The sequence below is a fragment of the Streptomyces tatrensis genome, assembly GCF_049310065.1.
Taxonomy (GTDB): domain Bacteria; phylum Actinomycetota; class Actinomycetes; order Streptomycetales; family Streptomycetaceae; genus Streptomyces.
Map to the genome: position 1 here is coordinate 178383 of NZ_JBMDLB010000005.1, position 20111 is coordinate 198493.

Here is a 20111-nt window from a genome sequence, read left to right on the forward strand (position 1 = left end):
GGGGGAACCTCAGCCCACCATCGGCTGACTTCGGGCGGGTATCGCCGGCTGACACGTCCTGATCCGGAACTGACCGTTCAACACCCCACCAAGTTGACGACGCCCATGGAACGGCTACGCCGACGTTCGGACCTGCGATTTCACGACTGATGGGCCTACCCACATCACCGTCCGTTACCACCGGATGTGAGACAGAGCCGTTACCTTGGCTCTGGCTCACATTCGGTGACGGAGTGTCACGTCATGCCTGGGAAGTCGTCGATCCGAGAAGTCCGCAGGCCAGTGGATCCGAGTGGAATCCGACGCGGAGTGTCAACCTGGCCGTCGATTGTCCGCCGAGCGTGGGCAGCTCACTCCAGATACCCGTAGGCCGACTGACGAACCGCCAGGCGAGAGGGCCTGCCGAGGTCAATCTTTACCGAGGGTGAACTCGGTCGCCATCTGTCACCACCGGATGTGAGCCAGAGCCGTTAACTTTACAGACCCCTGCTCGCCCTTCGGCCTCCCGTCAGGCCTCGACGGCAGACGGACAACGGATGGCCGCACTCGCCGCGGACTCACGCCTCTTCCTGGGCATCCCCCACGACCCGGGGCCGTCTCCGGACCCGCTGAAATTCACCTCCCTAGCGACCTCTGCCCATCGTCCAGAAAGGTAATGAGTTCGCAAGATACACCACTTGACCTGCTATTTCACAAATACACAACCTGGGACACAAGGCGAGACACAAGGCGAGACACGAGGACACAATCGGCCCAGCGAATACCCCACCCTCCGCGAGATCGACACCCTCCAGGCCCCTGCTTCCACTTCACAACCGCTACCCCGCTGGAACTCGCACAGATCGCGAGGTCTCAACTCAACGCGGACGCGGGTCACTCAACCCCGCGCCTACACGCAAGACATAGTCTCTCTCTGCTAGCGTGGCCCCGCCGCTTTGAAGAGGAAGCGGTTACAACCCGCCACCGTTTGCGCTACCGCGAGACCTTGACTGCCTACCGCTCCCGGGAACAACAGCCTCGCGGACGCAGCATCCCCTGCGACCGCGGAGCCTACCTAGGAGCTTCGGGACTCACCGCAAATTGAGACTCAAGGGCGCGCGCATAGACGGGGAGTCGCCCCCCAAGGTCACTCCAGGCGGGGTACAGGTAGTCACTCGCCAACGCAAGAGCAGGTACCAGACAGACATGACCGGTCAGATCACACCCACCACGGTCCACCAATCCACAGAGGCGCCCTCTCCTCTGATTCCCGCTCAGGCAGCTCGCCTGCCCCTCACACTTCCGGCCGACCTTTCGCCCGAGGTAGCAGAGCTCGTGAAGAGCCTGCCCGAGCCTCTGCAGACCGCCGTTGTCGCTGCCCTGAACACACCGGACGGCGTTCGCCTGACCATGGGGAACGCCAAGGGCGGCGTCATGAAGACGACCCTCTCCGTCTATGTCGCGCTGATTCTCGCGTTGACAGGTGAACCAGTTCTCCTCGTGGACGCGGACGAGACCAACAAGACGTGCCTTAAGTGGCAAGCCACTGCCGGCGACAGTTGGCCGGGGCTCGTGACGGTGGTGGGATACTCCGGCTCTGCATCCGGTGCAACAATGCCCAAGTTCGTGAACGACCTGATGGCCCGCGGCTTCAAGCACCTGATCATCGACGTCGGCCCCACCGACAAGGGCGTCCTCAAGATGGCGTGGAGCCTGACCAAGAAGGGCCTCGTGCCTACCCAGCAGTACGTCGGTGACGTCGTTCAGCTGACAACGACGTTCGCCCTCCTCGCGGAGATGGGGGAGCCCGTAGACCTCAAGGTCGTCCTCGCACGAACCTTCCCGAACCGCACCAGCTACGGCCGGGCGCAGGATTACGTTCGCGGTCTGATCGGGGGCGCCAGCCCGGATCACCCGAATGGCCTACCGACCGTGACCCTCCTCGATGGGACCGTCCCTCACCTTGAGGGGATCGCCGAGACCTGGGGAGACATCCCCGACGACTTCGGTCACTTCGCCCATGTGCTCGCCGAGACGCTTGGCGTCAACTCGTCGGACATCGCCTGGCGCATCCAAGCTGAGGACGAAGCACACACGGGTGGTCGGTAGCCATGGCAGCCCGAAAGGCCAAAGCAGGCACCGCGTTCGACAGGCTCAACAAGATGACAGCGTCCGGCACTCTCGCTGGCCTCAACGCGGCTGCCCCGCCGGCAGATGTTCCTGCCGTCACCGACCAGACCTCCGCAGCGTCACAGCCTGACAGCACGCCTGTACCTGACGACGCCGGCCCCGTCGCCACTCTCGCAGCGCCGAATCCGCAGGTCGAGTTCATCTCGCCCCGCTCTGAGCAGGACGTCGTGGCGGCCGGATCTCCGGCAACCGCTACTACGCCGCGCGTAGAGCAGCCCACCGACTCCGGCGCAGCGGCTAGCCCGGGGACAGCGGCAGAAGAATCACCGCTTGAAGCACACCAGGTCCTCCATTTCTCTCCTGTGGCTATGCCCGCAGCTCCCCTGCAGGAGCCGAGTGCGGGTGACGAAGACAAGGTCGGGTCGACACAAAGGAACTACACGTCTGTTTCAGTGCGCCCCAGTGCAACCCCAAGCTTCACTCAGGGCAGCGGCATGGGACGGGGCCTCTCGGCAAACCTCCCGGCACCACTGGCCGAGAAGGTGCGCGGTCTCCCAGTGGCCTACCAAGAACTCGCAGCGAGCTACCGTAACGCCAAGGACACCCGCACCGGGAAGGCGCTCACACGCCGGAACATCCGGCTTCACAGCACCCTCACCGCCACGCTGACCAAGCAGCTGGTGCACGACAAGCGCCTACTGAAGCTTCGCGACCTCGTCCCGAGCTACTACGTCGACGCAGCGCTGGCCTTCATGCGCAGCCTTCCGACGTCCCAGTTCATTGAGGCAGCGGACAACTTCCGCGATCGACTCGTGGGATCTGACGCGGGATTCGAGGCCCCCAACCACTACAGCATCACCACGGAGAACGACGACTGGCTGGAGGACATGAAGGACGAGTTGATGCTCGCAGGCACCAAGGGTCTCCACGGGCACATGATCAACGCGATCATCGAGGCCTTCCTCATGCAGCTCAACCAAGAACGCTCCTCGGGGGACTAGACACCGGAAGTCCTAGGACGAAGGCGGGCCCAGAACGGGCCCGCCTTTCGCGTTTTCACAAGCGCACAGCTTGGGACACAAGGCGCGACACAGAGACACAACCGGCGACACTCGCCGCTGGGCCACTCACCCCTCGCCGCCGTCCGCCCCCTTCCCGTAGGGGCAGAATCCTCTCTCGCTCCGGCATCAACAGGGGCCCACCTCAGTGGACCGTTCTCGCACCCAACCGGGCTTACCTGCGCGAGGGTCGCGCACTCACGTCTAGTCGGCCGGTTGCCCGACCGACCCAACGCGACGGACCGCGGGACGCTCCCGCTCGGACGCATCTCCGACACTCCAGCAACACCGGCGCGCTTCAACGGCTCTGACGAGGTGTTTTTCATTGATGCCCGTCCGGCTTCGCTCAACTACCGGCGTGTCGCCACGCCGGTAGTTGACGTCGCGGCCCATCGGCGCGCTAAGTTGAGCGAAGCCAGGTGCACGAGGGTCGTATGATTTCGCCCGTAGAACTAAGTCGGACACCGGGTCAACTCGTGCTGATCTCGTTTGGAGGGGAATACGTGCCACGCCGGTCACCCGTGCGCGCTGACGGAACCATGTCCCAACGGACCGTCTCGTCGTGGTCTGGAGTCAGCGCCGGCACGTTGAAGAATCTCGCCCGCATCGACCTTCTTCCTCACGCCGATAAACTCCAGCCCCGTGATGTCGTACTGGCACAGGTAGGTGTCGCACTCGGAGCCACACGTTCGACAAATCGGGACACCCAGCAGGGTGTTCGGACCGAGACGGCGAACTCTCGCGACTGGGACGCCATGAAGGTAGTCCTCGAGCTGCTCATCAAGGAGACCCCAGACAATCCGGTCTCCCCTCGCACACGCCTGGTCGCCTTCCCGGCGCGCGTCGTGCTCATTGAGCACGACTACGAGCTCCTCGCTCTGAGCGAAGAGGCACTCGTCGCGGGCTGGGCCTGGCAGGTACTCCCTGTCGGAGCATGGCACGCAGATGTCTGCAAGCGGCTCGCCGAAACACATGAGGTTCTGGCGCAGGATCCGCAGTTGGTTCTGGAGGCCGCTTCGATAGCCGCGTAAATACGGAACGGCACCCGACTCTCTGCCGCAAACAGAGGGGGTGCCGTCCATAGAAAAGGCTAGGTAGCCCTTCTCGCCGCCCATGAGGTTACCAGCCTCCAGCCGAGCCGTCTCCAGCACCTGGAGCCTCGGCTATACGTGTCTCCCCAATAGCACAGGACTGGTATCTCATGAAACGATCTTTGGCCCAGTATCGACCGGTTTCCCATCGAGCAGCTACAACCGGGGCGCACACACCGAACTGCGTCTGCCTAGGCCTCGTGGACCAAGCCCACAGCGAGTTCCTCTCACGCCACTCAGGCGCGTGGCCACTTCGCCTGGTCTCCAGGTACCAGTCCGCCTGATCCATCGGGCGGCCGCGACCTACTGCAGCCACGAACGAGCCCGCTCTCCCCCTGTTGTCAGCTTGTCGGAGGGAAGCACGCTCTCGGTGTTTCGCCTTCACCCTTCGCGCTCGGAGAAGATCATCACCAGCAACCCGAGGGGTGGCTTTGTCTTGCCGTCCCCGGGTACAAGGCCACCCCGCGCCCCGCGCCCGCATGCCCAATCACCGAAGTCCCCTTCCACCGGTCGGCGTTTTGGACCCCGTACCGTGTACCGCCACGCGGCTGGACCGATTCTGCCCGCTGGACCCGGGCGTCCCCTGCAATTGGGCTGGGCTATGCGCACGCGGCTGCTCACCGCTGTACGCGCGGTGCTCGCTGATCCGGCGTTGTCTGGTGCCCTGGATGCGGTGCGTCTGGCTGCGGTGCTGCTGCTGGCGAAGGCGCCGGCGGCGGCGGCGGGTGTTCGAATCCGTGCGAGGGACTTGGCGGCCTGGTTGGGTTGTTCGGAGTCGTACGTCGACCACGTTGTGCTGCCTGCTCTCCGGAGCGCGAGTGTGGTGCGCTCTCGTCCGACGAAGGACGCCGACGGGCAGGTTGATGGTCTTGAGTTGACGCTCATGTCGTTGGAGCGCGGCCGCGCTGAGGGTCCCGGTGACCCGTTGTCGTTGTCGCAGCCGGAACTGGCGACGCTGTTGCGTCTGGCGGAGGCGGTGTTTGGGCCGGGTTGGCCTGCGAAGGACGATAAGCCGGAGACACCTCCGGGGCTGCTTGCTGGCCGACGGGGCAAGGGGGCGGGCACGGAGCGTCTCGCGTTGTTCCTTCTTGTGCTGCAGACCCGCCCCAACGGGCGAGTGGTGATGGCGCCGGGATCGGTGACCGCCGGGTTCGGGCGCGCCGCAGCTACGGTTGCGCGCCAGCTCGGGAGTTCGCTTCCCGTTGCTCAGCGGGTCGTCCAGAGCCTGGAGGCCGCCAAGCTTCTTCAGATCGACGGGGTTCTCAACCGGGAGCGCCTGGTCGTGCCGGCCGTCGCGCTGGCCCACCGTCCCACGCGGGACGCAGCACCAGAGCCGTCGCGGTCTGGACTTCCCGACGCTACTTCGCCTTCCGTGCCGATCGGTTGTGTCCACTGTGATCACTGCGTGGCCGCAGGCTCGGACCGGGTGGGGGAGTTGTCGGGGGAAGGCTTCGTTCAGGAATCGTTCGACGACGTGCTGAGGGCTGCTGAAGGCGACGTTTCTGGTGCACTCAGGGATCATTTGGATCTTGGCGGGGCGAATGCGATGCCTGAATCCCTTGGGGCTGCTGGGGTGGACGGGCTTGTGGCGGATGTGGACGGTGGCGGCGATGGTGCCCTGCTCCACACCACTCACCCGCAGTTGGTTGCTAACGTAGGTTCTTCTGACGGGTATCTGGATGGTTTTTCCGGCTCTGCCGTCTCGGGTTGCGGTCCGCTGCCGGACCGCGCGAGTGCGGGCGAGAGTCAGCCGGAAGTCGACGACCCATCGACGGCCGCGGATAGCGGGGCGGTTGCTGAGTGCCCGCTGCGCGGGGAGAAGCCGGCATCTTCTGTGCGAGGGGCAGGTTCATCACTTCTGCCTGCTTGGCTGGTTGGTCAGACCGCGGTGGCCGTTCCACGCGATCTGACACTGGCTCTCGCTCCGGTGGGCTTCTTGTGGGCGCGTCTGGGAAAGCCCAGTACGCAGCGGTGGATGGCCTCGCGGGTTCGTTCCGAGCTCGAGCGGATCAGGGATCTGGTTGGCGCCGATCGCGCTGAGCGGGTTCTCGCGGCTCGCTTCGAGGTGCGGTTGGGCGAGCTGTTCGGGCGGCCGGTGGCTGATCCCGTGGCGTGGATCCTCAAGCGGGCCCTGCCACAGCGGGTCGGTTGCTGGTCGGTGCTGTGCGACAACGAAGTGCGGATGGACACCGGTCTGCCCTGTGCCAGCTGCGCGACGATCACGGGGGACCGGCGGGACCTCCGAGCGCGGATTCGCGCCGAAGTCGTTGCAGAGGCGGTCGGCCTGTCGCCGGGGGAGCAGCGCGCCGAGGTGGATCGTCGGTTGAACCTGGCTGTCCAGCACCAGATCGTGATGGCTGAGCTCCGTCGCGAACGGGGCCTGGCGGAGAAGGGGCTGCGGATGGAGGTCGTGGAACGGCGGCGAGCCGAGATCGCCGCCGAGCACACGGCCTGGGCCGGACAGCCCTGCGCGGACTGTGGCATCCCGGACGCCGGTGGGCTCTGTCTGGCCTGCACCGCCGATCGGGGCGTGGCACGGGTGCTGCGGCAGGCCGTGGACGTCGCGGTCGCGATGCGGGCTGACTTCACCGACCTCCAGGCCGTACGGGACTTGTCTGCGCAGATCGAGGCGGACACTCTGGCCACCGCTGACGCTGCCGCTGCGGGCGAGGTCCTGCGGGATCCAGCCGTTGTCACTTTCGCCCGGCTCTCAGCACTACGCAAGATCCTCGCGGAGCGCACCCAGCGGGCTCTCCACCGGCTGGAAGCGGGATCAATCGCGCAGCGGGCGGCCCGGCAGGTCCGGTGGGCCGCGGAACGCCGCACTCACCTGTACTCGACGGACGCGGAACGGCAGGCAGCTGTCGCGAGCGAGGAACACAAGGCCCGTGCGGGAGCAGCGCGGGACCTCCTGGACGGACTGCTCGCGGACGTAGCCCGGTCCCAGCCAACAGATCCGGGCCCTCCGGAGCCCAGATGGTCCGCTGTCCTCTCCGGCCTCGCTGCTCGGCCGCTGCCCGGTGACACGATCCACGTAGCCTCCGGCGAACTCGTGGGCGTGGGATGAACGGCGAGGAGTGAGAGCGGAGGGCCGGGAGCCTGCGGCCCTGGAACACCTCCGGGGCCTGCCTATTGGCGTTGTCAGGTTGAGCGGGGGACCCTCCCTCCGGCATGATCATCAGGTTGATCGCCGCTGGGGAGGGGTCGTTCGTGGAGACACCGTCGTACCGGGGCTACCGCTATCCCGCGGACATCATCGGTCACTGCGTGTGGCTGTACCACCGGTTCACCCTGAGCCTGCGCGACATCGAGGAGCTGATGCTCGAGCGCGGGATCGAGGTCACCCACGAGACGATCCGGCAGTGGTCGATCACCTTCGGCCCCGAGTACGCCCGGGGGCTGCGGCACCGCCGCCCGGCCCCGGACGACAAGTGGCACCTGGACGAGGTCTTCATCAGGATCCGCGGCGAGCGCAAGTACCTGTGGCGGGCCGTCGACGCCGACGGCAACGTCCTGGACATCCTGGTCCAGTCCCGCCGGGATGCGGCTGCGGCCAGGCGGTTCTTCAAGAAGCTGCGCAAGAAGACCGCCTCGGTACCCCGGGTGGTGGTCACCGACAAGCTCCGCTCCTACGGGGCGGCCCTGCGCGAGACGATGCCCTCGGTCGAGCACCGCTCGCACAAGGGCTTGAACAACCGGGCCGAGAACTCCCACCAACCCACCCGCGAGCGAGAACGGTCAATGAAGTACTTCCGTTCCGCCGGAGCCGCGCAACGCTTCCTGGGGGCATTCAGCTTCATCTCGCCCCACTTCCGGCCCCGCCGCCACCTGATGACAGCCCGTGACTACCGACAGGAGATGGCTCACCGCTTCACCGTCTGGAACACGGTCACCGGCGTGCCCACCATCGGCTGACTTCGGACGGGTATCGCCGGCTGACACGTCCTGATCCGGAACTGACCGTTCAACACCCCACCAAGTTGACGACGCCGTTTCCAGTGCTCGGGCTGCCCGTCGTTTCGGCCCGATCCCTCTCACCTGCCTGCCATCGAGGATCACGTCAGGACGCTGAAGACGAACAAGGAAATGGCTGAGGCCATCGGGGCGGCCGACTACACGATCACGGGCATGGCGGGCGAGATCAGCGACTACCAGAAGGTGATCATGAAAATGAGAGACAAAATGGAGGGCATGTCGGACGAAGAACGCGCCGAGGTGGAAGAAGCCAGCCGGGTCCTGCGTCGGCTGCGGGCCTCCTCCACCGCCCCAAGCCCCGTTGCCCTGCCGATGCCGGTGGTCCCCCGGCGGGCGGGTGGAGTGGCATGACCGAGTCCCGGACGCCCGCCCAGGTTCTGCTGGAGGCGCGTCGCAAGGACAGCCGCGACAAGCGGACGAGGGTGTTCGCGGTGGTGGACCAGATGAAGGCGAACGGGGAGCCGATCAGCTTCCTCGGGGTGGCGAAGGCCGCCGGCGTCTCGAACTGGCTGGTCTATGCCGAGGGTGTCCGGGAGTACATCGAGCAGGCCCGCAAGGGGCAGGCCGGGGAAACGTCACGCCGGCGCACTGAAGGCGCCAGCGCGAGCTCGGCGAGCCTGGCCACCGACCTGGAGCTGGCCCGCGCTGAGCTGCGGGCGGTCCGCGAGGAACGTGACCGGCTCAGGGCCGCGGTCGAACGGAGTCTGGGGCAACAAATCGACCAGGCGGGCTCTGCGGAACTGGTGGCCCGAGTGCATGAGCTGGTCGAACACGTCCAGGAGCGAGACCAGGCGCTGGAGGCTCTGGCCGCCGAACGAGTTGCGCTACAGCGGACGCTGGATGAGGCACAAGACGATCTGATTGCGGCTCGCACAGCTCTGCGGAACATGATGCGGGACCAGAACCGGCCGGCAGAGTAAGAACTCCTAACGAAATAGACCTGGAGGTTGACCAGAGCGAGCAATTCTCCGGCGGTGTACAGCAGCTTTCCCCGCAGCGGGCACCACGACGAGTGGGCCTGAATGTCAGTGCCGTGTGGCACTGTCGCTCCGTGATCATCGTCATCGTCGGATCAATCGGGGGACCCAATGGCGGCCAGTGATGAGGTGGCCGAGGAGACTTTGGAAGCCGGTGTCGCCCCGGTTCCCGAGGTGTGTGACGAGAGGCATGGCCAGGACCGGCTGCCTCGGGCGTACACGTTGTGGCTCGTCGGCATCCTGGTGTCGCTCGTGGGTAATTCGGTCTTCTACTTCGCCCTCGGCTGGGCAGCCAGCGAGTATGGCGGGAGCATCGCCGCGCTGGCCCTGAGCGCGATCACGCTGCCCCGCGTCCTGCTCCTCCTCGTCGGAGGGGCGGTCAGCGACCGCGTCAGCGCACGCCGCGTGCTGATCACCGGCGACGCGGCAATGCTGATCTTCTCGCTCGCTCTCGCGGCTGTCGCCTACTCCCTGGGGGCCACGCCCTTGTTGCTCATTGCAACAGGCGTTGCGGTCGGTGTCGTCGACGCGTTCTATCTCCCAGCCTCAGGGTCTATGCCCCGCCGGTTGGTGGCCAAGGCTCAGTTGCCTCGTGCGTTGTCCCTCAGGCAGGTAGGCGGCCAGGTGATCAACATGGGAGGCGGTCCGCTGGCCGGCGTGCTGGTCGGTCTGGCCGGGTTCGCGGGCGCCGCTTTCGTCAACGCGGTCACGTTCGCCTTCACTCTGGTTGTCCTGATCGCCGTCCGCCCCCAGCACGACGTGCCTCCGTCTCCGAAGACGGACGGTCTCCTGAAGGAAGCCTTGAGCGGGGTGAAGGTGGCCTTCTCCCATCCGGTGCTGCGCCCGGGACTGTGGCTCACTGGGGCAGCGGCCGGTTTCCTGCTGCCCGTGCTGTCTCTGCTGGTCCCCCTGCTTGCACGCGAGGAGGAGTGGGGCGCGGGAGCCGCCGGGCTGGTGTTTGGAGCGCAGGGCGTGGGCATGGTGGCGGTCACCCTGCTGGTGGTGAAGCGCGGCCCGCTGGGGCGGCCTGGTCTGATGGCGGCGAGCGCGCTGATCCTTGCGGGTGTGGGCGTGCTCGCGCTCGGTCTCTCCCCCAGCGCGACCGTAGCCATCGCCGGCGGCCTGGTAATCGGAATCGGCAACGGGACCTTCTCCGCGCACATCGCGCCGCTGGTCCTTGCGTCATCACCCGACTCGCACTTGTCGCGAATCCAGGCGGTTCTGGTACTTGTGCAGAGCGTGGCCCTGTTGTTGATGAACAACGTGCTTGGCGCGCTCGTCGACCTGCAAGGCGCCACCGTCACCGTTGTCGCCTGTGCCGTCATGCTCGTCGGTGTGGGGCTCACAGGTCTGGCCTCGAGCCCGCTCCGAAACGACCGAACGGGACTGAGGCGCCGCTGACCGCAACCGCCGCTCGGAAGTGCTATCGCACCGATTTCAGGCGCCGCCAACAGATCAGAGCACAGCCGAGGATGAGGAACGCTTCGTGGATGTCATCGCGTTTCTCCCAGCGGATCCGAAGTCGGCGGAACCAGTGCAAGTGGGCGAACGCACGCTCGACCACCCACCGTTGAGTCCCCAAGCCGGAACCGTGCGCAGCGCCGCGGCGGGCGATCACCGGCTTCACACCGAGATCCCAAACGAGACGGCGGTACTTGTCGTGGTCGTAGCCGCGGTCGCCGAGCACGATGTCCGGACGGCGCCGGGGTCGGCCGCGCTTGCCGCGCACGGGAGGCACGGCCTGGAGCAGTGGAATGAGCTGGGTGACGTCGTTGCGGTTGCCGCCGGTCAAGGTGGCGGCGAGCGGGATGCCGGTAGCGTCGGTGATCAGGTGGTGCTTACTGCCCGTCCTGCCCCGGTCGACAGGGCTTCGTCCCGTCTTAGACCCCCCCTTTAACGCCCGGATGTGGGAGCCGTCGACGGCCGCCCGGGAGAAGTCCAGCGCGTTCGCGCTGCGGAGTTCGGCGAGGAGGGCCTCGTGCAGTCGGGGCCATACACCTGCCTCGGTCCACTCGGCCAGGCGGCGCCAGCAGGTCATGCCCGAGCTGAAGCCGAGTTCCTGCGGCAGGTGTTCCCAGGCGATCCCGGTGTGCAGAACGAACAGGATGCCCTGGAACACAAGCCGGTCCGGATGCCGCTTGCGCCCCGGGTGCCGAGTTCGGCGCTCGACTTTGGGCAACAGTGGCTCGACCATCGCCCACAACTCGTCATCGACATACCACGGCTTCGGCCGAGCCACCCCATACCCGCGGATCAACAGTCCCAGAGTGATCCAACCACCTCGAAGATCATTTTGTTAGGAGTTCTAAGGGGCAGGGCTGCTGCCGCGGGAAAGTCCGGGCAACAGATGCAGGGCCCCGGCAGCTTGAACCGCAGGCAGCCGGGGCCTTCGCCACGTCCAGCCTCATGGACCAAAGCGAGCTCCAGGCTCGACCGACAGAGCCCAGACAGACCGCACCGGCGATCGGACGCCCCTCAACGTGCCTTACGTAACTGATCGACCAGTACGTCTCTGATCAGCAAGAAAGCTTGACAGCCCTAGATAAGGGAGAGCGTCGCGGCGAACTCCTCCGGAGGCAACCAAGCAGTGCCGCTCACGACGTCCTCCCGTCGAGCGGGGCGGCGAAACGGGTCATCCGCATCCGCATGGGATCACTCGCGAAGCCGAGCCCCTCGTAGAGCGGGGCGGAGTCCTCGTTCGCGTAGAGCTCGTACAGGGTGACCCCCTCGTCTTCCAGATGATCCAGGAGCGCGGTGAGCGCGGCCTTGGCGTGGCCACGGCGCCGGTACTCGAGGTCGGTGGCCACCGCATGGATCCGTACGGCAAGCCCCTTGGGGTACTTGGGGGCAGGCAGGACCTTGTGGACGAGACCGAGGGCGCAGCTGGCCAGGCGGTCATCGGGGGCGTCGACCACGTAGGCGCGCGCGTCGCCTCCGGATACGAGGCGTACGGCGAGCTGGTCTGTGCATCGGTCCAGCCAGAGCGGGTCCAGGGGCTCGGACAGGATGTTCTCCGAGCGCAGGCGGGAGATCTCCGCCGCGTCGGCGGGTGTGGCCAGGCGGGGCTGGGACATACCGTGTTCCTTCCTCGAAAGCAGGGCTCCGGTCGCGGGTTAGCGGTGGCGGGCGGTGTGGAGGCGCAGCAGGGTCCGGCGTCCTCGTTCGGTGACCTCGGGGTCGCCGTGCGACATGCCGTAGGCGATGCCGGAGACCGCGTCGAAGGCCGCCTCGCAGTCCAGGCGCAGCTCCTCGTCCGCGTCGAGCAGCCGGCCGTACCCGTCCAGAAACGCCGCCCGCAGGTCGCCTCTGCCGGCCCAGGTGTCGGAGAGCCGCACCATGTCCCGGGTGTCGGAGGCGTACTCGGAGCGCTCGAAATCCAGCAGTCGCAGCCCTCCGTCGTCGCCGATCAGGACGTTGCGGTACTGCAGGTCCCCGTGTGTCGGCACCGCGAGAGGCGCGGGCAGGTCCGCGTACGAGCGGGCCAGAGCGAGGACCAGGTCCTCGTCGCCGACGGCCAGGTACGGTCCGGCCGCTTTCAGGTGCCGCTCGATCTTGCCCAGCGCCGGGGAAGGGCCGGCGGGCTGCGCGGGAGCGGCGCCGTGCAGGGAGGCGGCCAGCCGGCCCAGACCGTGCTGGATTTGTGCCTCGGTCGCCGGGTCCAGGGCCATGCCGTGCAGCGGCCGGCCGGTGAGAGCCGTGACAACGATCGCCTGCGCCTGGCTGTCGGCCGCGACTAGCCGCGGGGCCTGCGCGCCGAGTACCGGCGCCCACGCCCGGAGCGCGGCCACCTCCCGATCATGGAACTTGGCCCCCCGGTGCCGTTTGAGGTACCAGATACCGCCGCCGGCGCCGGTGATCCGCCAGACCCTGCTCCCGGTCCGTACCCAGGAAACGTCCTCAGCTCTGGTGATCCGGCCCACGGCCCGCTCGGCGAACTCCCGCAGCTGGTGGGGGAGTCCGGGTCCGCCGACCGGCGGGCCGGGCAGGAGAAGGGTGCGGTCGGGCCCCTGGGGGGCGTAGGGGATCGGGTCGCCCGGTTCCTGGAAGTGGACGGCGGCGGGCAGGCCGGCACGGTAGGCGTCCAGGCCGGCCCGGCAGTACGCCACCATCGGCTCCGGCAGCCCGCCCTCCAGCGGGTACCAGCCCATGTCGTCGCACCGGTCCGGCTCCATCACGGCCGGCTGTCCCGACCACCGGCGGACCTCGAAGAACACGCCGAAACGGCTCCCGGCACCGACCGGCGGCCGGTGATGGACGATCACGGCCACGGTCACGTCCTCAGGATCGATGAGGACCCCGGTCTCCTCGCGGGCCTCCCTGATGACGGCCACCACCATGTCCTCGCCAGGATCGAGATGTCCCGACGGGCAGTGGAAGAGCTCCGTCGCGTACACGGGACCGGCACGGCGCGACAGCAGTACCTCCGGGCCGTCCTCGCCGTCACGGCGCAGGATGAGGTGGACGTCGACCGGCACGGTGTGCCGCGGGCCGCCGCTCACCGTGCGGCCTTCGGCCGGCGGGCGACGAGCACGGTGAAGACGGACTCCTCGTTCAGCGGGCCGTCTTGGGCATGCGCCTCGAGGAGTTCCAGGGCCTGCTCCTCGAATCGGGCGTGGTCGGGGAAGAGGTCGGGCCGGGCGAAGCTGGTGGAGCGCAGGTACCCGATCACACCGGCCGGGGTCCACGTCCGGGTGAACGGAAAGCGCTGCTCGGTGACGTCGCTGAATGCGGAGTCGGCCAGGTCGTCCTCATACCGGCGTCCGGGCCCCGAGTAGGCCCCGGTGGTACCCGCGCGGCGGCCTTCGCCGAGGTGCGTCTGGATCAGCTCCTTCAGCGCGGCCGTCCAGTCCGCCTGATGGGTCCACAGACTTCCGTCACCCAGGAGCGCGAACGCCGCCGTGCGGGTGGTCACCCGGTCGGCCATGGCCAGCACCGCTGGCCGGTCCATCCAGTGGAACGACCTGCAGCAGGTGACCAGATCCGCCCGGTAGCCCGGGGGCGCCGGAGCGAACTCCTCGGCCCGAACGGCGTGCGGGACCGCGGTGCGCTCGCCGAGGTGCGGGCGCAAGGCCTCCATCGCCGCGCTGAGCATGCCCTTGTCCTGATCCACGAGGTCGAGGCGTGCGGAGGGAGGCAGGGCGGGGAGGAGCGCGAGGGCGACCTGGCCGGTGCCCGCGCCGAGGTCCACCACCGTGGGCTCAACCACCCCGGCCAAGATGCCGGCCAAGAGCTGCACCACGTCGTCCGGCACGCCGGGCCGGTACCGGTGGTAGTCGTCAGCTACCGAGTCGAACAAGGCCATGCGTCTCCGATCGGGACGGTGGGAACGGGCCGCGAGCGAGCCGTCACGGCAGGGCGGTGATCAGGCATGGAGGCCGGGGCGGCTGTCGGGGACCTGCGCCAGCCACGGCACCGCGTCCTCACGGTGGCTCTGGTTGACCGGGAGAAGATCCGCCGGATTGCCGAGCGCGGAGAGCGTGATCGCGATGCTGTCCGCGCCGTCATCGAGCGCGCAGAGCTGGCTCCCGCACCTCGGACAGAATCCTCGGCGGGAGTCCGGCCACGTGTAGTGCCAGGAAGGCTCGCCTCCGGCGCCGGTCCACTTCATGCCATCCAGGGGGAAGGACACCCAGGCCATCATCGGGCCGCCGGACAGGACCTGGCAGTGGTTACAACTGCAGGTATGGACGTAATCGGGCTCGCCGGTGACCGTGAACTCGATGTCCCGGCACTGACAGCGCCCGGTCCGAGTAGTGGCCCTGATGGTGGTGGTCATGTGTCGACTCTCTTCTCGATGTGCCGCGCTGAGCGGGATGAACGGGTATGGCGTGAGCGTGTGAGGTGCATGGCTTCGGGGCGTCGCGGCACTTGCCGCTCTCATCCCGAGTTCGTATCGCGGCGGGTGAGGCCGGTTGCCGGGTCGAGGAGCAAGCGGAGATGGGCCGCGTCGTGCTGGAGTTGTTCCTCCGGCTGGCGGCCTTCGTCGAGGAACATGAAAGGCAGGGGCCCGCCCGGGCTGGGGTCGATCCCCGCCGCGTACCGCGGGATCACATGCGTGTGCAAATGGGGCAAGACGTTACCGAGGGTGCAGTAGTTGGTCTTCAGAGGCCGGTAGTGGGCCTCGATGGCACGGCCGAGGGCCAGGGTCTCCCGGGCGAAGGCGGCCGCTGCCGCGTCCGGAAGCTGGGTGGGTTCGGCGACGTGACCGTCCCGGTAGATCAGGACGCAGTAGCCGCGGATCTGACCGGACCGCCATAGGTAGGCGTTCGCGACCTCGCCGCGGCGCAGCAGGATTCCCCACTCGATGTCCTCGGCGGCGAAGTCGTTGCCGCACATCGGGCAGCCGATCCCGGCCATGTGCTCCTCGAACTGCTCCGGCCAGCGGCCGACGGCGAGCTCCGGCGGTCCTGCGGGCGTGGAAGAGCTCGTCATCGGGCCCCCTGAGACGTTGCCGCCGAGGTGTCGGCGGTGGGCAGGGTCCAGGACAGTTCGTGACGGCCGGATCCGGCGCCGAGCCACTGCTGTCCGTCGCCTTCGAAGTGGAGCCGGTAGGTGGTGGGGCCGCCGGCGGCCTGCCAGCGGGCAGCCGTCTGCTGGATCTCCTCCCAGATATCCCGGGGCCCGGCCGAGGTGACCTCCCAGCCGCCCGTGCTGCCCGGGTAGGCGGTCACCCAGGATCCGCACGCGGGCGCACCGATGATGAGGTCGTCCGTTCCCCCCTTCCGCACCAGCCCCGGGTGGAGAAAGTTCAACGCCAACCAGAACCCGCGCGCGGTGTCCGGCGGCAGGGCCTTGCGGCTCTGGGAGACGGTGCCACCGTCGCGTGCCTCGATCCGGTCCCGGAAAGGCTTCTTGAGGAAGATCCAATCCAGGCCGTGCCCGGCCCGGTGCCCGTAACGGACGGGCCGGAACTCACCGGCGGTGCGCCCGGCCGGATCCCTGGAAACGACGGCCAGCCCCGGCCACGACGGGGAGCCGGTGGTCAGGTGGAGCAGGGCCGTGCCACCCGGTGCCAGCTGCTCCAGCCATGGCGCCGGAACGCGGGCGAGGGAGTAGGAGGCGAAGATCCGGTCGAAGGGAGCCAGCGCCGGCCAGCCGGCCTCGCCGTCGCCGGTGACCAGCGTCGGATGCAGGCCGAGAGCGGCGAGGTGGTGGCGGGCGGCTTCGGTGACGTACGGATCCCGGTCGGTGGAGACCACGTGCTGGTCGCCGCAGATCCGGGCGGCGATCGCGCACGTCACCGCGGGGCCCGTCCCGACGTCCGCGACCCGTAACCCCGGCCGGAGAGCCAGCTGTTCCATCAGCACCGCGGTCATGAACATACCGCTGGACATCGACGTCATCGTGCCGCCCGTCCGCCGCACACCGGCCTCCCGCCCGAGGATGGGCTCGCCGTCGTGCTGGATCAAGACGCTCTCCCCGCAGTGCAGAGCGTCGAGGTGCTCCACCCGGTCCGCGGGCACCGACCAGTCCAGCAACTGCCACTGCACGGGAAGCTCGTCCAAACCGGTACGACGGACGTAACCCTGCGGCATGAGGCCCTCGCGCGAGAGGTCCAGCAGGACATCGCGCACAGGCCCCGCGTACAGGGCCCCTTCCTCTTCGAGGCGGGCGACCATCGCGGCCCGGGCGGCCGCCGGATCCGGTTCAGGGCTGGGGAGTTGGCGGGGCACTGCTGCGGTGAGGCCGTCGGCAAGAGGCTGTTCAGACAAAGGGAGATCTCCTCGGCATCCGGGGACAGGGACGGTGCGGCGCGCGGCAGATCTGCGGGTCACGACCAGCCGAGCTCGGTGTACGTCTCACCGCGGCCGATCGCCTCGATGGCGACCTGCGTGTAGCTGACCATCGGCTCAGGCAGCTGGGACGGGTCGGCCCAGATCCACTCCACGCACTTGTCCGGCTCCCGTACCTCCGGCGTGCCCGACCAGGTGCGGGCACGGAAAACGAGACCGAGCCTCGGCTGCCCATCTGTGTTTTCGCCCTCGTCGAGCATGTGGACGGTGTGGATCAGTTCGAGATCCCCGGGGGCGATGGTGAGGCCGGCTTCTTCCTCGGCCTCCCGGATCAGCCCGGACTTGGCGCCCTCGGTCTCCAAGTGGCCGGCCAGGAAGTGGAAGTGGTCGCCGGCGAAGGCGACATCGGGGTGGCGCCGGCCGAGGAGGATCCGGCCGTCCGGGCGCTCGAGGAAAAGGTGGACGCCGATCACGTTGAGCCGGGTCCCGCTCCTCCCTGCTCGTGCGGGCCCGCTCGCCGATCGGGGGGCCGGGACGGGGGCGGTCTTCTGGTGCAGGGCGATGACCTCGGCCGTCCACGGGCACATGGTCAGGAAGGCCGTGGTCTCGGCGGGAAACCACTTGAACATGATCCCTTCGGGGCACGGCAGGCTGCTGTCGTCACCGTCCCAGGCGCCGATGTACACCTGGATCTGGCCCTTGTCGCCGGTCGGCACGTGGGCGTCGACGACGGTGAGGGGCTCCAGCTGGACGTTCAGGCCGGTCTCCTCGAGGAGCTCGCGTTCGACTGCCTGGCGGCAGGTTTCCTCGCCCTCGCGGTCACCGCCCGGGATGGACCACGTCCCCGGGTCACAGATGTACGGCTTGTTGGCGTCCCGCAGATGCAGGAGGTACTGGCCGGCAGCGTTCACGAGAAGGGCTGCGGTGCCGCGCGGCTCGGTGGACAGGATCGTCATGGTCGGACTCCTCAAGATCAGGGGCGAGTGGCGCCGGCGGGCGCGGTGGACGCGGGGACCGGCATCGTGGTGAGGCGGGAGACCGGTGAGCGCCACAGGACGAGCGCGGGCACGGCGAGCACGAGTGCTCCGGCCAGCAGGACCGTCCACACGTTGGTCGCGGCGGCCAGGGCGCCCGCGGTGAGGGCGGCGAAGGGGCGGCTGCCGGTGACGAGCCAGGTGGAGGTCTGCTGGGCACGTGCCTGCAGCTCGGGGGGACAGATCTGCTGGCGTACCGAGCGCTGGGTGGTGCCCGCGCAGGCGGCCGCCGCGAGCTGGAGACCGCCCGCGACCGCTAGGACCAGCAGCCAGATCGGGCCGGGCCCGGCGAACAGGAGCGGCACGCTCATCAGCGGGTACATCGCGAAGCCGGCGACCAGGACCCGTCCGGGCCCGAACCGGCGGACGATCCTCGGTGCGGCGAGCGCCCCAACTAGGCATCCGGCGCCGGACACCCCCATGATCACCCCGAGCCCGGTCGTGCCGGTCTTCACCGTCGTCAGGAGATGGAAGGCCCAGAAGGTCGAGGTCAGCGCCGAACCAAAGCCGGTGCCGCCGAGGCACAGCACGAGCGGCCTCACGAGCGGGGTGCGGGCCACGTACACCAGGCCCTCCCAGATCTCGACGGCCATCCTCCGCCGCGCCCTGGTGGACGGCGGTGCGGGCGCGGTACGGATCCGGGTCGCGCACCATGCCGAGAGCAGGTAGGAGGCGGAGTCCAGGGCGAAGGCCCTGCCGGCTCCGACGAGGGCGACCACGGCGGTCCCCAGGTAGGTGCCGGCGGTGTCGGCGGCGCCGAACGCGGCCCCGATCCGCGAGTTGGCCTGCTGCAGCAGCCCGGGTTCGACGAGCTGGGGGACGATGGCGATGGCCGCGGCCTGGTGCAGCACCGTCACGGCCCCCAGCGCTACGGCAACGCAGTACAGCACGGGCATGGACAGCGTTCCCAGGACCGCGGTGGCCGGGATGACCGCGACCACTGCGGCCGCCACGAGATTGGTGACGACCAGCACCGTCTTCTTGTCGTGCCGGTCGATGACCGCCCCGGCCGGCAGCGCGAGCACGAAGGTGGGTAGCTGGGCGAGGAAGGCGAGGAGCGAGATCTGCCCTGGGGTGGCCTTGAGGTGGAGGATCGCGAGCGTCGGCAGCGCGACGCCGTGCACGGCCGTTCCGACCAGGCTCGCGCTCTCGCCGGTCAGATAGGCGCGGAAGGACCGGTGGCCCCGCAGGGACACCTTGGCGGCCATCGGGGTGAGGGCCGCCGGGGGCGTGTTCACCACAGGCCGGCCGCCTTCATCAGCACCGCGGGCGCGATCAGTTCGGGCGTGGCCGTCCCGGTGACGGAGTCGTGCGGGATCGGGACCTCGCTGTTCAGGCGCAGGAGGGACCGTTCGCGCAGGACGTTCTCCCAGGTCTCCCGGATCCGGAGCAGTGGCTTGGCCAGGTGGCCCGGCGCGGTGGCGGGGAGGTCTTCGAGGTGGCGGCCGCCGGTCAGGAGCCGGGCGGCGGTCACCGGTCCCACCCCGGCAACCCCGGGAAGGTTGTCGGCCGGGTCCCCGGTCAGGGCCCGGAAGTCGGCCCACTGAGCCGGCGTCACCCCGTACCGGTCGGTGACAGCACGGGCGGTGATGAACTCGCGGCCGGGCGGGGCCTGCGGGTTGAGGATCTGGACCCGGTCCGCGGCGAGCAGGCTGTAGAGGTCCCGGTCTCCCGAGAGCACCACCACGGCACGGCCGACGGCGGCCTCGCGGGTGGCGATCGTGGCCAGCACGTCGTCGCCCTCGGCGCCGGGCCATTCCAGCCACCGCACCCCGCCCTGGTCGAGCATCTCCTTCAGCGGCGCCAGGGCCTGGATCGGGCTGTGGTCGGCGTCAGACCGGTTCGCCTTGTACCCGGCATCAACCTGGACCCGGCCGCCTGCACCGTCCTCGGCGTCGAAGACCACCAAGACCTCATGGCCGGCGCAGTGCTCCCGGTGTGCCTTCCGCAGGAGCGCCACGAACCCGAACGCGCCAGTCACATCGGTGCCGTCCACAGCCCAGAAGCGCTTTAGAAAGCCGAAATGCGACCGGTAGAGGAGATGGTGGCCGTCGACGAGCAGGAGCGGTGTGGGCGCGGGCATGGCCATGATGGTGCCTCCGGGCATCCGAGGCGCCAGCAGCCGCGACGCCCG

General features: G+C 68.3%; 18 protein-coding genes. 7 read left to right on the forward strand and 11 right to left on the reverse strand.

Features of this window, described 5'->3' with window-relative positions:
• Positions 1-1185: 1185 nt before the first annotated feature.
• Both ACODT5_RS02395 and ACODT5_RS02400 read left to right on the forward strand, forming a co-directional pair.
• On the forward strand, positions 1186-2088 hold the full coding sequence (locus ACODT5_RS02395) for an AAA family ATPase (RefSeq protein WP_422517479.1): 903 nt from the start codon (positions 1186-1188) through the stop codon (positions 2086-2088).
• A 578-nt stretch (positions 2089-2666) separates the two neighbouring features.
• Positions 2667-3110 (forward strand): hypothetical protein, encoded by a 444-nt coding sequence (locus ACODT5_RS02400; protein ID WP_422517480.1) that lies wholly within the window; start codon positions 2667-2669, stop codon positions 3108-3110.
• A 572-nt stretch (positions 3111-3682) separates the two neighbouring features.
• Here ACODT5_RS02400 and ACODT5_RS02405 read toward each other — a convergent pair.
• On the reverse strand, positions 3683-4282 hold the full coding sequence (locus ACODT5_RS02405; RefSeq protein WP_422517481.1) for a hypothetical protein: 600 nt from the start codon (positions 4280-4282) through the stop codon (positions 3683-3685).
• A gap of 577 nt (positions 4283-4859) precedes the next feature.
• Between ACODT5_RS02405 and ACODT5_RS02410 the strand changes: the two genes are divergently transcribed.
• The 5 genes from ACODT5_RS02410 to ACODT5_RS02430 all read left to right on the forward strand — a co-directional run bounded on the left by ACODT5_RS02410 (position 4860) and on the right by ACODT5_RS02430 (position 10611).
• Positions 4860-7325 carry a hypothetical protein gene (locus tag ACODT5_RS02410; RefSeq protein WP_422517482.1) on the forward strand — a complete coding sequence of 822 codons (2466 nt, stop codon included), beginning with the start codon at positions 4860-4862 and terminating at the stop codon, positions 7323-7325.
• A gap of 104 nt (positions 7326-7429) precedes the next feature.
• Positions 7430-8173: an IS6 family transposase gene (locus ACODT5_RS02415; RefSeq protein WP_422517456.1), complete on the forward strand. Its 744-nt coding sequence runs from the start codon at positions 7430-7432 to the stop codon at positions 8171-8173.
• Between the two features lie 171 nt (positions 8174-8344).
• Positions 8345-8584 carry a hypothetical protein gene (locus ACODT5_RS02420; RefSeq protein ID WP_422517483.1) on the forward strand — a complete coding sequence of 80 codons (240 nt, stop codon included), beginning with the start codon at positions 8345-8347 and terminating at the stop codon, positions 8582-8584.
• Complete coding sequence (locus ACODT5_RS02425) at positions 8581-9153, forward strand: DUF6262 family protein (protein WP_422517484.1); 573 nt, start codon at positions 8581-8583, stop codon at positions 9151-9153. Before ACODT5_RS02420 ends, ACODT5_RS02425 begins: the two co-directional genes overlap by 4 nt.
• 168 nt (positions 9154-9321) lie before the next feature.
• Positions 9322-10611 (forward strand): MFS transporter, encoded by a 1290-nt coding sequence (locus ACODT5_RS02430; protein WP_422517485.1) that lies wholly within the window; start codon positions 9322-9324, stop codon positions 10609-10611.
• Positions 10612-10633: 22 nt separating this feature from the next.
• On the opposite strand, the gene ACODT5_RS02435 is transcribed toward ACODT5_RS02430, so the two are convergent.
• From ACODT5_RS02435 to ACODT5_RS02480, 10 genes are all read right to left on the reverse strand, one after another.
• Positions 10634-11449 carry an IS5 family transposase gene (locus tag ACODT5_RS02435; protein WP_422517629.1) on the reverse strand — a complete coding sequence of 272 codons (816 nt, stop codon included), beginning with the start codon at positions 11447-11449 and terminating at the stop codon, positions 10634-10636.
• A 355-nt stretch (positions 11450-11804) separates the two neighbouring features.
• Positions 11805-12284, reverse strand: coding sequence for a GNAT family N-acetyltransferase (locus ACODT5_RS02440; protein ID WP_422517486.1), 480 nt, complete (start codon positions 12282-12284; stop codon positions 11805-11807).
• A gap of 39 nt (positions 12285-12323) precedes the next feature.
• Positions 12324-13709: an NUDIX domain-containing protein gene (locus ACODT5_RS02445; protein ID WP_422517487.1), complete on the reverse strand. Its 1386-nt coding sequence runs from the start codon at positions 13707-13709 to the stop codon at positions 12324-12326.
• Positions 13706-14512, reverse strand: coding sequence for a class I SAM-dependent methyltransferase (locus tag ACODT5_RS02450; RefSeq protein ID WP_422517488.1), 807 nt, complete (start codon positions 14510-14512; stop codon positions 13706-13708). Before ACODT5_RS02450 ends, ACODT5_RS02445 begins: the two co-directional genes overlap by 4 nt.
• Positions 14513-14572: 60 nt before the next feature.
• Positions 14573-14986, reverse strand: coding sequence for a GFA family protein (locus tag ACODT5_RS02455; RefSeq protein WP_422517489.1), 414 nt, complete (start codon positions 14984-14986; stop codon positions 14573-14575).
• A 101-nt stretch (positions 14987-15087) separates the two neighbouring features.
• Positions 15088-15642, reverse strand: coding sequence for an HIT family protein (locus tag ACODT5_RS02460; RefSeq protein WP_422517490.1), 555 nt, complete (start codon positions 15640-15642; stop codon positions 15088-15090).
• The gene (locus ACODT5_RS02465) at positions 15639-16922 is read right to left on the reverse strand and encodes a protein-L-isoaspartate O-methyltransferase family protein (protein WP_422517491.1); all 1284 of its coding nucleotides are present in this window, start codon (positions 16920-16922) and stop codon (positions 15639-15641) included. Before ACODT5_RS02465 ends, ACODT5_RS02460 begins: the two co-directional genes overlap by 4 nt.
• 59 nt (positions 16923-16981) lie before the next feature.
• Positions 16982-17899, reverse strand: a complete 918-nt coding sequence (locus ACODT5_RS02470) for an NUDIX hydrolase (RefSeq protein ID WP_422517492.1) — start codon at positions 17897-17899, stop codon at positions 16982-16984.
• 17 nt (positions 17900-17916) lie between these two features.
• Entirely contained in the window at positions 17917-19215 is a 1299-nt protein-coding gene (locus ACODT5_RS02475; RefSeq protein WP_422517493.1) for an MFS transporter, read from the reverse strand.
• Positions 19212-20060: a 5'-3' exonuclease gene (locus tag ACODT5_RS02480; RefSeq protein ID WP_422517494.1), complete on the reverse strand. Its 849-nt coding sequence runs from the start codon at positions 20058-20060 to the stop codon at positions 19212-19214. Before ACODT5_RS02480 ends, ACODT5_RS02475 begins: the two co-directional genes overlap by 4 nt.
• Positions 20061-20111 lie beyond the last annotated feature (51 nt).